We start from the raw sequence: 12,587 nt of genomic DNA, 5'->3' as shown, positions 1-12,587 counted from the left end.
TGCCGAGATCGAGGGGCCGCTTTGCGGCCCTTTCGCGACACAAGGTCGCTCCTACAGGGGTTTTGCGTTTGCTGATGTATCCGATAAAACCAATAAAAGGAATTGAACTGTGGCCGCTGAAATTCAAGACAGCCGTTCCGCGCGCTTTGCCTTGCGCTGCTCCAACTGGGCCGAACGCTGGTTCCCCGATTCCTGGGTGTTTGCCGCCCTGGCGGTGCTGCTGGTGTGCATCGGTGCCCTGGCCATGGGCGCCAAGCCGACCGACACCGCCAAGGCCTTTGGCGATGGCTTCTGGAGCCTTATCCCGTTCACCATGCAGATGGCCTTCGTGGTGATCGGCGGCTATGTGGTAGCCAGTTCACCGCCCGCGGCGCGGCTGATCGACCGCCTGGCGCGCATCCCCGGCAATGGCCGTTCGGCGGTGTGCTGGGTGGCGCTGATCTCGATGCTGGCATCGCTGCTCAACTGGGGCCTGTCGCTGGTGTTCGGCGGCCTGCTGGTGCGCGCCCTGGCCCGGCGCACCGAGCTGAAGATGGACTACCGCGCCGCCGGCGCCGCCGCCTACCTGGGCCTGGGCGCGGTGTGGGCGCTGGGCCTGTCTTCGTCGGCGGCGCAACTGCAGGCCAACCCGGCCAGCCTGCCACCGTCGATCCTGTCGATTACCGGGGTGATCCCGTTCACCGAAACCATCTTCCTCTGGCAGTCCGGCGTGATGCTGGCGGCGTTGGTGGTGGTCTCGCTGGTGATCGCCTACGCCACGGCCCCGGGCCCGAACAGCGCGCGCAGCGCCCAGGACTGCGGAGTCGACCCAAGCTTCACCGCGCCACCGGCACCCCAGCGCACCCGCCCGGGCGAATGGCTTGAACACAGCCCCATTCTGATCCTGCTGCTGGTGGCCCTGGCCGCCGGCTGGCTGTACCAGGAGTTCGCCACCAAGCCAGCGATTACCGCCATTTCCGGGCTGAACACCTACAACCTGTTGTTCATCATGCTCGGTGCCTTGCTGCACTGGCGCCCGCGCAGCTTCCTCGATGCGGTGGCGCGTGCGGTTCCGACCACCACCGGGGTGCTGATCCAGTTCCCGCTGTATGGTTCGATCGCGGCCATCCTCACGCAAGTGAAGGGCGTCGACGAGCAGACCCTGGCCCACCACATTTCGCTGTTCTTCACCCAGATCGCCACGCATGACACCTATGCCGTGCTGATGGGCGTGTATTCGGCGGTGCTGGGCTTCTTCATCCCTTCGGGCGGTGGCAAGTGGATCATCGAGGCGCCGTACGTGATGCTGGTGGCCAATGACCTGCAGTACCACCTGGGCTGGGCAGTGCAGATCTACAACGCCGCCGAAGCCTTGCCGAACCTGATCAACCCGTTCTACATGCTGCCACTGCTGGGGGTGCTGGGGCTCAAGGCACGTGACCTGATCGGTTTTTCGTTCGTGCAGTTGCTGGTGCACGTGCCGCTGGTGCTGGTGTTGCTGTGGGCATTGGGCACGACGTTGCAGTACCTGCCGCCGGTGATGCCGTAACCCGAGGGTTATGTTGGCAAGGCCGTTCCTGCAGGTATGTGCAGGCCGCCCGCATGAGTGTCAGGCACCGGACTCGGGGTCGCTGGCCGGCACGCCCGGGCGGTTTTCTTCGTCATCTGTCACGTTGGGGTCGGCATCCGGGTCATCTGCCCGGTCATTGCCCCGGTCCGGTTCGAGTTCAGGCCAGTCATCCGGTGCGCTGCCGCCACCCATACCAAGCAAGTCTTCCATCCTGCAACCCTCGTTCTCGATGAAAAAACGGCCCGCGCTCAGGCGGGCCCAATACAGGAGTGAGAGGCGAAGCCATTGACCACCCCTCATTGAATGAGAGCGGCCATAGCCAGGGGAGGTCGGTTGGATACCCACCGCCCCTGACCAACGGCACTGTCAGGGCTGTTTCAGCACCAGGGTGAGAATGTCATAGCTGGCGACCAGCTCACCCAGCTGGTTGGTCACCTCCACATCCCAAGCCACCACGCCCTGGGGCTGGCCCAGCGGGCTGGTCTTGCCCTGGTCGATCTTGCGCTTGCAGGTCAGCCGAGCCTGGATGGTGTCGCCGATGCCCACCGGGTTGATGAAGCGCAGGGTATCCAGGCCATAGTTGGCCAGTACCGGGCCTGCACCCGGGGAGACGAACAGCCCGGCCGCTGCCGACAACACGAAATAGCCGTGGGCGATGCGCTTGCCGAACTGCGATTGCTTGGCGGCGATCTCGTCGAAGTGCATGTAGAAATGGTCACCCGACAGGCAACCGAAGTTGACCAGGTCGGCTTCGGTCACGGTGCGCCGGTGGGTGAGCAGCGACTCACCGATGCGCAACTGCTCGAAATAGCGGCGGAACGGGTGCACTTCGGTTTCGATCACTTCGCCACCGCGCACGTATTCGCCGGTTACCGTCGAGAGCATGCTCGGCGAACCCTGGACTGCGGCACGCTGCAGGTAATGCTTGACGGCACGCAGGCCACCCAGCTCCTCACCACCACCAGCGCGGCCCGGGCCGCCGTGCTTGAGCTGTGGCAATGGCGAGCCATGCCCCGTGGATTCCTTGGCCGCCTCGCTGTCGAGCACCAGCAGACGGCCATGCCAGGCGGCAGCCACCGGAATGGCCTTGGCTGCCACGCTGCGGTCGGCGGTGACCAGGGTTGCCACCAGGCTGCCTTTGCCCCGCGCGGCCAGCGCCAGGGCTTCATCGAGGTCGTCATAGGCCATCAACGTGCTGACCGGGCCGAACGCTTCGATATCGTGGGCACCGCCTTCGGCATGCGGGTCACGGGCCTGCAGCAGGGTCGGGGCAAAGAAAGCCCCCTCGGCCACACCTTCGCCACGCGGTGCAAAACCATCGCTGGCGCCGAACAGCTGGTCGCAGCTCTGCAGCAGGCTGCGCACCCGCTCGGCCACATCGTGCTGCTGGTCGTGGGAGGCCAGGGCGCCCATGCGCACACCCTCCAGCGACGGGTCACCGACCACTACCTTGGCCAGCCGTTCCCGCAGGCGGGTGGCAACGGCGTCGATGTGCCTGGCCGGTACGATGGCGCGGCGGATGGCGGTGCATTTCTGGCCGGCCTTGGTGGTCATTTCGCGGACCACCTCCTTGATGTACAGGTCGAACTCTTCGCTGTCCGGGGTCACATCCGGGCCGAGGATGGCGCAGTTCAGCGAATCGGCCTCGGCGGTGAATGGCACCGAGTTGCGCACCAGGTTCGGCGTGACGCGCAACTTGGCGGCGGTGTCGGCGGAACCGGTGAAGGTCACCACGTCCTGGCCTTGCAGGCGGTCGAGCAGGTCGCCGGTGCTGCCGATCACCAGTTGCAGGCTGCCTTCGGGCAACAGACCGGATGCATTCATCAGGCGCACCACGGCCTCGGTCAGGTAGCTGGTCGAGGTCGCCGGCTTGACGATGCACGGCATGCCGGCCAGGAAGGTCGGGGCGAACTTCTCCAGCATGCCCCAGATGGGGAAGTTGAAGGCGTTGATGTGCACCGCCACGCCGGCGCGCGGCACCAGGATGTGGCTGCCGGCGAAATGGCCTTGCTTGCCCAGTGGAATGGCCGGGCCTTCATGCACCAGGTTGCCCGACGGCAACTCGCGGCTGCCAATGCCCGCATAGGAGAACAGCGTGGCGTTACCGCCTTCGATGTCGATCCAGCTGTCGGCACGGGTGGCGCCGCTGTGGTGGGACAGGGCGTAAAGCTGCTCCTTGCGCTCGGCCAGGTACAGGGCCAGCGCCTTCAGGCGGGCAGCGCGTTGCTGGAAGTCCATGGCCATCAGCGCAGCCAGGCCACGGGCGCGGGCAAAGTCCACGGCTTCGGCGAAATCCGGGCGCTCTTCGTGGCTGTAGGCCAGAACGTGGCCATCCAGGGCGCTACGCAGGGCCTGGGCGCCGTGCTGGCCAAGCCAGCGGCCAGCGATGAAGCTTTGCAGGGTAGGGGCGGCAGACATGCTGTTCTCCAATGTAGAGGGGCGCTGTTACCACAGCGCCACGGTGTAGCCGATGATCAGGCGGTTTTCGTCCACGGCATTGGTCAGGCCATTGCCGGAACGGAAGGTGACGTTGCGCCAGCGCAGGCTGACGTCCTTGAACGGGCCGCTCTGGATGACATAGGTGATGTCGGTGTCGCGTTCGCGCTCACGGCCATTGCTGACGGTGGCGGTTTCGGCGTGGCGGCCATCGGTGTAGCGGGTCATGAAGCTCAGGCCAGGGATACCCATGGCGACGAAGTCGTAGTCGTAGCGCACCTGCCACGAGTCCAGCCCGGCGCGGGTGAAGGTGTTGTAGGTGACCAGGTTGACGGTGAACGGGTCGCCGCCGTTCACGAACGGGAAGGCACTGTCGCCGGACATCTGCTGCCAGGCGGCGGTGAACTTGTGGGCCCGTACGCCAAGGGTGAACATGGCGTTGAAGTTGCGGTTGTCGATGTTGCGGGCACGCTCGGCGCCGTCGTTGCGGCTGTCGAAGTAGCGCAGGTCGGTGCGCAGGCTCAGGCCTTCGCCCAGCGGGCGGGTATCGATCAGGCCGACGAACTGCTGGCGGTAGATGTCCTCGAGCTTGGCGTAGTAATAGCTGACGCTGGTTTGCGGGGTGATGGCGTAGCTGCCGCCGCCGAAGTCCAGGTGGTCGCTGCTGGCGGCGCCGTAGCCGATGTCGTCGCGGCCAGAGGAATCACGCAGGTTGGCCTTGGTCAGGCGGCCGGCGTTGAACGTCAGGCCGGCCAGATCCTGGCTGGTGAGCAGGCCACCCTGGAAGGTAGATGCCAGCAGGCGCGTGTCGTTGTACACCACCACTGGCAGGATCGGTTGCAAGGTACCCAGGCGCAGGGTGCTCTTGGACACCCGCACCTTGCCGGTCAGGCCCAGTTCGCTGTAGTCATCGACCGGCTCATGGCTGTTCGGGCCGAAAGGCAGCAGGCCGGTATTGCGGCGGTCGCGGCTGGAGTCGAGCTTGATGCCCAGTTGCCCCATGGCGTCGACACCAAAGCCGACCGGGCCTTCGGTGAAGCCCGACTCCAGCTTGGCGGTAAAGCCCTGGCCCCATTCCTCGGCCTTGGCCTGCGGTGCGTTGCTCTGGCGGAAGTCGCGGTTGAGGTAGTGATTGCGCAGTTCCAACCGGGCGTGGCTGTCGCCGATGAAGTCCGCCATGGCCGGCAACGGCATGGCGAATGTGGCCAGCCAGGCGGCCGAAATGAAGTGCGTGCGGTTCATTGTTGTTTTACCCGACATGGTTGTTCTTCCCTGAAAGTCAGTGCTTGCTGGCGCCGGCAGCGCCGATTCCGGTCATCGAGCGGATGAACTGGGCCAGGTAGCGGCCACGTTCCTGGCTGGCTCGTTCGGAGCTGTCAGTGACCGAGAACACCCAGGCGCCGAGGAAGGCCAGGCTCATGGAGAACAGCGCCGGGTTGCTGTAGGGGAACAGCGCCTTTTCGTGATGCAGCACGTTGACCCATACCGCCGGGCCCAGCACCACCAGCAGCACCGCCGAAACCAGGCCGGCCATGCTGCCGCACACCGCGCCGCGGGTGGTCAGGCCTTTCCAGAACATCGAAAGCAGCAGCACCGGGAAGTTGACCGAGGCGGCCACCGCCAGCACCAGGCCGGAAAGGAAGGCGATGTTCTGCGACTCGAACATCAGGCCGAGAATGACCGCCAGCAGGCCGATCAGCAGGGTGGCGATACGCGAGACGCGCATTTCCTCCTGCTCGCTGGCCTTGCCCTGGCGCACCACGCAGGCATACAGGTCGTGGGAAACGGCCGATGCACCGGACAGCGCCAGGCCGGCGACCACCGCCAGGATGGTGGCGAAAGCCACAGCGGAGATGAAGCCGAGGAACAGGTTGCCACCCACGGCCTGGGCCAGGTGCACGGCGACCATGTTGCCGCCGCCGATGATCGCGCCGGTGGCGTCACGGTAGGACGGCTCGGTGCCAACCATCACGATGGCACCAAAGCCGATGACGATCAGCAGCAGGTAGAAGTAGCCGATGAACCCGGTGGCATAGAACACGCTCTTGCGCGCTTCCTTGGCATCGCTGACGGTGAAGAAGCGCATCAGGATATGCGGCAGGCCGGCGGTACCGAACATCATGCCCAGGCCCAGGGAAATGGCATCCACCGGGTTGGACAGCAAGCCACCCGGGGCCATGATCGCCTGGCCCTTGGCATGCACGGCCACGGCGCTGGCGAACATCGCCTCGGTGCTGAAGCCGAAATGCCTGAGCACCATGAAGGCCATGAAGCTGGTGCCCGACAGCAGCATCACCGCCTTGATGATCTGCACCCAGGTGGTGGCGAGCATGCCGCCGAAGGTGACATAGGCGACCATCAGCACGCCGACCAGCATCACCGCGTACAGGTAGCTGATGCCGAACAGCAGCTCGATCAGCTTGCCGGCACCGACCATCTGCGCCACCAGGTACATCAGCGCCACCACCAGGGTGCCGAAGGCCGAGGTCAGGCGCACCGGGGTTTGCGCCAGGCGGTAGCTGACCACGTCGGCGAAGGTGTACTTGCCCAGGTTGCGCAAGCGTTCGGCGATCAGGAACAGGATGATCGGCCAGCCGGCCAGTACGCCCAGGGCATACAGCAGGCCGTCGTAGCCGTTCATGAACATCATGGCCGAAATGCCCAGGAACGACGCGGCGCTGATCATGTCGCCGGCGATCGCCAGGCCGTTCTGCATGCCGGTCAGGCCCCCGCCAGCGGTGTAGAAGTCGCTGGCCGAGCGGGTGCGCATGGCAGCCCAGCGGGTGACCAGCAGGGTGAAGCAGACGAACACCATGAGCATCGAGATGGCAGTCCAGTTCATTGCGCGCACTCCTGCTTGACCTTGTCGTTGAGCGGGTCGAGCACATTGTTGGCGCGGTGCACGTAGATACCGGTCAGGGCGAAGGACAGCAGCACCATCAGCACGCCCACCAGCATGCCGACGGTGGTGACGCCACCGCTGAGGGACTGGCCGAGGGTGCTGGGGGAGAACGCCACCAGCAGGACGAAGCCGTAGTAGATCACCAGCATGGCCAGGGTCAGGCTGCCGTTGAGGCGGCGTTTGCGTTGCACCAGGTGCTGGAAGTCGGGGTGGTTGACGATGCTTTCGATGCGTTCGGGTGTCATGGGTTGCGGTCTCTGGGTGTTGTAATTGTTTTGTTGAGGTCACGCGGGTGTTGCGGTGTTGCTTAGGGCCTCTTCGTGGGCATGCCCGCTCCCACAGGTGCGGCGGTGTGCTTGAGACTTGCGCTATCCCTGTGGGAGCGGGCGCGCCCGCGAAGCAGGCGACACGGTTTCAGAGCTGGTCGAAATCGAGCACCACCTTGTCGCTCACCGGGTAGGTCTGGCACGACAGCACGTACCCGGCCGCCACTTCGTAGTCCTCCAGGGCATGGTTGCTGTCCATCTCCACTTCGCCCTCGATCACCCGGCACTTGCAGGTCGAGCACACGCCGGCCTTGCACGAGTACGGCAGCTCGGCGCCGATGGCATTGCCGGCGTCCAGCACGTTCTGGGTGTTGCGTGGCAGGTCGAAGGTGAGGGCGCGGCCGTCGCTGATCACGGTGATGTGGCTGAGCGCCGAGTCCACCTGGCGCGCCGCTTCACGAGCCTCACGACGGGCTTCGCTGCCGGCTGCGGCGAACAGCTCGAAATGGATGCGTTCCTTGGCCAGGCCATTGGCCCGCAGGCTGTCGCGCACCGTCTCGGTCATCGCCTGCGGGCCGCAGATGAATGCGGCATCCAGGTTGGCAACGTCCATCCAGCGCGAGAACAGCTGGCCGCACTTGTCGGCATCGATGCGACCGTTGTACAGGTCGACATCCTGCTGCTCGCGGCTGAACACGAAAATCAGGTTCAGGCGGTCGAGGTAACGGTTCTTCAGGTCTTCCAGCTTGTCGCGAAACAGTGCGCCGGAGCTGGAGCGGTTGCCGTACAGCAGGGTGAAGCGGCTGTGTGGCTCGCTGGCCAGGGTAGTGGCGATGATCGACAGGATCGGGGTGATGCCGCTGCCGGCAGCCACGCCCAGGTAATTGCCCTGGCGGGCCGGCTCCAGTGGCACGAAGAAGCTGCCCGATGGCGGCATCACTTCCAGTTGCTGGCCGGCCTTGAGCACGTCATTGGCAAATGCCGAGAAGCGCCCGCCAGGCACGCGCTTTACCGCCACACGAAGTTCGCCGTCCTGCACGGCACTGCAGATGGAGTAGGAACGACGGACTTCTTCGTTGTCCAGCTGGGTACGCATGACCAGGTACTGGCCCTGGGTGAAGCGGAACTGCGCCTGCAGGTGCTCGGGCACGTCGAAGGCAATCGACACCGCATCGCGGGTCTCGTTGCGCACTTGCTTGATGGTCAGGCTGTGAAACTGGCTCATGGCGTTCTCCACGGCTCAAATGCATTTGAAATAGTCGAACGGCTCCAGGCACTCGCGGCAGCGGTAAAGCGCCTTGCAAGCCGTGGAGCCGAACTGGCTGAGCAATTCGGTATGGGCACTGCCGCACTGCGGGCAACACACCTGCGGCGCCTCGCCGAGCAGGCTGCGTTTGCTGGCGCTGCCCTGTGGCGGGGCGATGCCGTAGGCGCGCAGGCGCTCGCGGCCCAGTTCGCTGATCCAGTCGGTGCTCCAGGCCGGGGTCAGCCGACGGTCGAGAGCCGGCGCGGGGAAACCGGCCTGCTCCAGCGCCTGGCGGATATCCCGTTCGATCACCTCGGTGGCCGGGCAGCCGGAGTAGGTCGGCGTGACGACCAGGTGCAGGTGCCCGGCGCGCCAGTCGAGGTCGCGCACGATCCCAAGGTCGACCACGCTGACCACCGGCACTTCCGGGTCCATGACCTGGGCCAGTACCGCCCAGGCCCGTGCCAGGTCGTCGCTTTGTTGCGCGCGGGCACCACGGTCGCCGGCAATCAGCTCACCAGGTTGCATCGGGGTACGCCCTTGGCAGGAACTGCATCTCGGCCAGCAGCAGGCCCAGGTGCTCGGTGTGCAGGCCTTTGCGACCGTCCAGGTAAAAGTGGCTGGCGGCCTTGGGCAGTGGCAGCTCGACCGAAGTGAAGGTTTCGCCAACCTGGTTGAGCCAGGCCGCGCCGACGGCAGCGGGGTCGGCGGCGACGCCCGCTTGCGCCAGGCACACTTCGTTGTCGCTACCAGTGGCCAGTTCGACGGTGAAGCGCCACAGTGCCGGGATGGCCGCGAGCATGCGTTGGCGGCTTTCTTCGGTGCCACCACCCAGGCGCTGCACCCACTCGCTGGAACGGCGCAGATGGTAGGTGACTTCCTTCAGGGCCTTGGCGGCGATACCGGCGATACGTTCGTCGTTCGAGCCGGCCAGGCCCTGAAGCACGGCGAAATGCCAGGCGTCATACAAGAACTGTTTGGTCATGGTCACGGCGAAATCGCCGTTGGGCTGCTCGACCAGCAACAGGTTGCGATAGGCCCGCTCGTCACGGCGGAAGGCCAGGGCATCGGCGTCACGGCCATCATCGAGCAGCTCGGCGGCGTACTCCAGCCAGTTGCGCGCCTGACCTACCAGGTCGAGGCCAACGTTCATCAGGGCCAGTTCTTCTTCGATGGCCGGGGCGCGGCCACACCATTCGCAGAGGCGCTGGCCCTGCACCAGGGCACTGTCGCCGAGCAGCAGCAGGTAGGGGACAAGGGCTTCGTTGTGCATGGCCAACCTCACATGTGCCCGACTTCGTCGGGCAGTTCGTAGAAGCTGGCATGGCGGTAGACCTTGTCGTCCGCCGGGGCGAACAATGGGTCTTTCTCGTCCGGGGAGGAGGCGGTGATCAGTGCCGAAGGCACCACCCACAGGCTCACGCCTTCGCTGCGGCGGGTGTACAGCTCGCGGGCGTTTTCGATGGCCATGGCGGCATCGGCGGCGTGCACGCTGCCGACATGCTTGTGGTTAAGGCCGTGCTTGCTGCGCACGAACACTTCGTAGAGGGTCCAGACAGACATTTTCGATCTCCGCATCAATCGCCGCTCAGGCGGCGTTCTTGTTCTGTTGCTTGCGCGCGTAGGCCACGGCGGCCTCGCGTACCCAGGTACCGTCCTCGATGGCCTTGCGCCGGGTGGCGACACGTTCCTGGTTGCACGGGCCATTGCCTTTGATCACCTCGTAGAACTCGTCCCACTGGATTTCGCCGAAGTCGTAATGGCCGCGCTCGGCGTTCCACTTCAGTTCAGGGTCGGGGGCGGTGCAGCCGAGCAGTTCGAGCTGCGGCACGGTCTGGTCGATGAAGCGCTGGCGCAGTTCATCGTTGGTCTGGCGCTTGATCTTCCAGGCCATGGACTGGGCGCTGTTGGGGGAGTGCTCGTCGCTGGGGCCGAACATCATCAGTGCCGGCCACCACAGGCGGTTGATCGCGTCCTGGACCATGTCCCGCTGGGCCTGGGTGCCGTGGCGCATCATGGTAAGGAGGATTTCGTAGCCCTGGCGCTGGTGGAAGCTCTCTTCCTTGCAGATGCGGATCATCGCGCGCGAATACGGGCCGTAGGAGGTGCGCTGCAGCACCACCTGGTTGACGATGGCGGCGCCATCGACCAGCCAGCCCACTGCGCCCATGTCGGCCCAGCTGAGAGTGGGGTAGTTGAAGATGCTCGAGTACTTGGCCTTGCCACTGTGCAGCTTGGCGATTTCTTCGTCACGGTCGGCGCCCAGGGTTTCCATGGCGCTGTACAGGTACAGACCGTGGCCGGCTTCGTCCTGGATCTTGGCCATCAGCTGCAGCTTGCGCTTGAGGCTGGGGGCCCGGGTGACCCAGTTGCCTTCGGGCAGCATGCCGACGATTTCCGAGTGGGCGTGCTGGGAGATCTGCCGGATGAGGGTCTGGCGATAGGCCTCGGGCATCCAGTTCTTGGCTTCGATCTTGATTTCGGCGTCGATCTTTTCCTGGAAGTTGCGCTCCTCGGGCGACATCTCTTCCAGCGACTTGACGCGCTTGACTCCGGTTTCCACTAGCTGTGCGTACATGTGTTCCGACTCCTGCTAAGGCATGAGTCATTTGTAAGCGATACAAAACATAACGTCAAACAGTTTTATGTGTATCAAATAAGATTTGTGTATCGCTTTAAGGGCCAAGGGGGCTGCTGTGCAGCCCTTTCGGGACACAAGGCCGCTCCTACAGAAGATTGCGTTACCCTGTAGGAGCGGCCTTGCGTCGCGAAAGGGGCGCAAAGCGCCCCGATCTCTCAGGCAAAAAAAAGCCCCGGACGATGCCGGGGCCAAAAAGGCAGCCGAATGAATCAGCTGGCCAACCGTTTGTCGAACACGTGACAGGCCTTGCCCTCGGAACGCTTGAGGGTGCCGCAGGGCTGCAGGCACACCTGGGTGCTGATGCCGATATAGGTCTTGATCTGCTTGGTCAGCTCCCCGGTCAACAGCTTGCGCTGGCCTTCATCGAGTTGCTGGCACTCCGCACGCAGTTCCACATGCACCTCGACACTGTCCAGGTTGCCATTACGATACAGATGAATCTCATAAAGCTCTGAAAGCTGTTTTATTTTCAGCACCTGCTCCTCGATCTGGGTCGGGAACACGTTGACCCCGCGAATGATCAGCATGTCATCGCTGCGGCCGGTGATCTTGCCAATCCGCCGCATCGGCCTGGCGGTGCCGGGCAGCAGGCGAGTGAGGTCGCGGGTGCGGTAGCGCACCATGGGCAACGCTTCCTTGCTCAGCGAGGTGAACACCAGTTCGCCCAGCTGGCCGTCCGGCAGCACCGCGCCGGTGACCGGGTCGATGATCTCGGGGTAGAAATGGTCCTCCCAGATGGTCGGACCATCCTTGGTTTCGATGCACTCCATCGCCACTCCTGGCCCCATGATTTCCGACAGGCCATAAATGTCGAGGGCATCGATGCCCAGCCTTTGCTCGATCGAGCGGCGCAGCTCATCGGTCCACGGCTCTGCGCCGAATATGCCCAGGCGCAGCTTGAGGTCTTGCGGGTCGATGCCCTGGCGCTCGATCTCGTCGGCCAGGTTGAGCATGTAGGAAGGGGTGACCATGATGATGTCGGGCTGAAAGTCGCGAATCAGCTGCACCTGCTTTTCGGTCTGGCCACCGGACATGGGGATCACCGTGCAGCCCAGGCGCTCTGCACCGTAATGCGCGCCAAGCCCGCCAGTGAACAGGCCGTAGCCATAGGAGACATGCACCTTGTCCCCCTTGCGCCCGCCCGCGGCGCGGATCGAGCGGGCGACCACATTGGCCCAGGTGTCGATGTCGTTCTGGGTGTAGCCCACCACTGTCGGCTTGCCGGTGGTGCCACTGGAGGCGTGCAGACGCACCACCTCTTGCTGGGGCACGGCGAACATGCCGTAGGGGTAGTTGTCGCGCAGGTCGTTCTTGCCGGTGAAGGGGAACTTCGCCAGGTCTTCCAGGCACTTGAGGTCGTCGGGGTGGGCGCCGTATTCGGCAAAACGCTGACGGTACAGCGGCACGTTGTCATAGGCGTGCTTCAGGCTCCAGCGCAGGCGCTCCAGCTGGTGCTGGCGCAAGGCGTCGACACTGGCGGTTTCCATCGGGTCCAGCAGAGCACGATCGGCATCATGGTACATGTTCATAGCTTCACTCGAATTGTT

At 64.4% G+C, this 12,587-nt stretch carries 11 protein-coding genes and 1 pseudogene; 1 reads left to right on the top strand and 11 read right to left on the bottom strand.

Annotated features, from left to right (window positions below; genetic code table 11):
* The first annotated feature begins 109 nt into the window (after window positions 1–109).
* Window positions 110–1,528: a short-chain fatty acid transporter gene (locus CAF92_RS11720; protein WP_013972720.1), complete on the top strand. Its 1,419-nt coding sequence runs from the start codon at window positions 110–112 to the stop codon at window positions 1,526–1,528.
* Window positions 1,529–1,588: 60 nt separating this feature from the next.
* Here CAF92_RS11720 and CAF92_RS27345 read toward each other — a convergent pair whose 3' ends face one another.
* From CAF92_RS27345 to paaK, 11 genes and pseudogenes are all read right to left on the bottom strand, one after another.
* Window positions 1,589–1,759 (bottom strand): hypothetical protein, encoded by a 171-nt coding sequence (locus CAF92_RS27345; protein ID WP_158090599.1) that lies wholly within the window; start codon window positions 1,757–1,759, stop codon window positions 1,589–1,591.
* A gap of 156 nt (window positions 1,760–1,915) precedes the next feature.
* Window positions 1,916–3,967 carry a phenylacetic acid degradation bifunctional protein PaaZ gene (paaZ, locus tag CAF92_RS11715; protein ID WP_085600925.1) on the bottom strand — a complete coding sequence of 684 codons (2,052 nt, stop codon included), beginning with the start codon at window positions 3,965–3,967 and terminating at the stop codon, window positions 1,916–1,918.
* A gap of 27 nt (window positions 3,968–3,994) precedes the next feature.
* On the bottom strand, window positions 3,995–5,227 hold the full coding sequence (locus CAF92_RS11710; protein WP_085600924.1) for an OprD family porin: 1,233 nt from the start codon (window positions 5,225–5,227) through the stop codon (window positions 3,995–3,997).
* 37 nt (window positions 5,228–5,264) lie between these two features.
* Window positions 5,265–6,833: pseudogene (locus CAF92_RS11705) on the bottom strand (cation acetate symporter); the annotation flags it as partial.
* A complete protein-coding gene (locus CAF92_RS11700; RefSeq protein ID WP_046614155.1) occupies window positions 6,824–7,132 on the bottom strand; it encodes a DUF485 domain-containing protein in 309 nt (102 codons plus the stop codon). The gene CAF92_RS11700 and the pseudogene CAF92_RS11705, both read right to left, overlap by 10 nt.
* A 169-nt stretch (window positions 7,133–7,301) precedes the next feature.
* The gene (gene paaE / locus CAF92_RS11695) at window positions 7,302–8,378 is read right to left on the bottom strand and encodes a 1,2-phenylacetyl-CoA epoxidase subunit PaaE (RefSeq protein WP_025339106.1); all 1,077 of its coding nucleotides are present in this window, start codon (window positions 8,376–8,378) and stop codon (window positions 7,302–7,304) included.
* Window positions 8,379–8,393: 15 nt separating this feature from the next.
* On the bottom strand, window positions 8,394–8,927 hold the full coding sequence (gene paaD, locus CAF92_RS11690; protein WP_085600922.1) for a 1,2-phenylacetyl-CoA epoxidase subunit PaaD: 534 nt from the start codon (window positions 8,925–8,927) through the stop codon (window positions 8,394–8,396).
* Complete coding sequence (gene paaC / locus CAF92_RS11685) at window positions 8,914–9,672, bottom strand: 1,2-phenylacetyl-CoA epoxidase subunit PaaC (RefSeq protein ID WP_085600921.1); 759 nt, start codon at window positions 9,670–9,672, stop codon at window positions 8,914–8,916. Before paaC ends, paaD begins: the two co-directional genes overlap by 14 nt.
* Window positions 9,673–9,680: 8 nt before the next feature.
* Window positions 9,681–9,962, bottom strand: coding sequence for a 1,2-phenylacetyl-CoA epoxidase subunit PaaB (paaB, locus tag CAF92_RS11680; RefSeq protein WP_013972614.1), 282 nt, complete (start codon window positions 9,960–9,962; stop codon window positions 9,681–9,683).
* Between the two features lie 25 nt (window positions 9,963–9,987).
* Window positions 9,988–10,977 (bottom strand): 1,2-phenylacetyl-CoA epoxidase subunit PaaA, encoded by a 990-nt coding sequence (gene paaA, locus CAF92_RS11675; protein WP_085600920.1) that lies wholly within the window; start codon window positions 10,975–10,977, stop codon window positions 9,988–9,990.
* Between the two features lie 272 nt (window positions 10,978–11,249).
* Window positions 11,250–12,569 carry a phenylacetate--CoA ligase PaaK gene (gene paaK, locus CAF92_RS11670; protein ID WP_046614151.1) on the bottom strand — a complete coding sequence of 440 codons (1,320 nt, stop codon included), beginning with the start codon at window positions 12,567–12,569 and terminating at the stop codon, window positions 11,250–11,252.
* Between the last annotated feature and the right edge of the window lie 18 nt (window positions 12,570–12,587).

Source organism: Pseudomonas sp. B10(2017) (genome assembly GCF_002113295.1).
GTDB classification, from domain to species: Bacteria; Pseudomonadota; Gammaproteobacteria; order Pseudomonadales; family Pseudomonadaceae; genus Aquipseudomonas; species Aquipseudomonas pudica.
The sequence above is the reverse complement of the archived record's forward strand: the minus strand, read 5'-3'. Positions and strand labels throughout refer to the sequence as shown.

What these genes read in the sequence shown, in the direction of transcription:
- paaD (WP_085600922.1), bottom strand. Translation starts at nt 8,927, where the DNA reads ATGCAACCTGGTGAGCTGATTGCCGGCGACCGTGGTGCCCGCGCGCAA.
- CAF92_RS11700 (WP_046614155.1), bottom strand. Translation starts at nt 7,132, where the DNA reads ATGACACCCGAACGCATCGAAAGCATCGTCAACCACCCCGACTTCCAG.
- paaZ (WP_085600925.1), bottom strand. Translation starts at nt 3,967, where the DNA reads ATGTCTGCCGCCCCTACCCTGCAAAGCTTCATCGCTGGCCGCTGGCTT.
- paaC (WP_085600921.1), bottom strand. Translation starts at nt 9,672, where the DNA reads ATGCACAACGAAGCCCTTGTCCCCTACCTGCTGCTGCTCGGCGACAGT.
- paaA (WP_085600920.1), bottom strand. Translation starts at nt 10,977, where the DNA reads ATGTACGCACAGCTAGTGGAAACCGGAGTCAAGCGCGTCAAGTCGCTG.
- paaK (WP_046614151.1), bottom strand. Translation starts at nt 12,569, where the DNA reads ATGAACATGTACCATGATGCCGATCGTGCTCTGCTGGACCCGATGGAA.
- paaB (WP_013972614.1), bottom strand. Translation starts at nt 9,962, where the DNA reads ATGTCTGTCTGGACCCTCTACGAAGTGTTCGTGCGCAGCAAGCACGGC.
- CAF92_RS11710 (WP_085600924.1), bottom strand. Translation starts at nt 5,227, where the DNA reads ATGAACCGCACGCACTTCATTTCGGCCGCCTGGCTGGCCACATTCGCC.
- CAF92_RS27345 (WP_158090599.1), bottom strand. Translation starts at nt 1,759, where the DNA reads ATGGAAGACTTGCTTGGTATGGGTGGCGGCAGCGCACCGGATGACTGG.
- paaE (WP_025339106.1), bottom strand. Translation starts at nt 8,378, where the DNA reads ATGAGCCAGTTTCACAGCCTGACCATCAAGCAAGTGCGCAACGAGACC.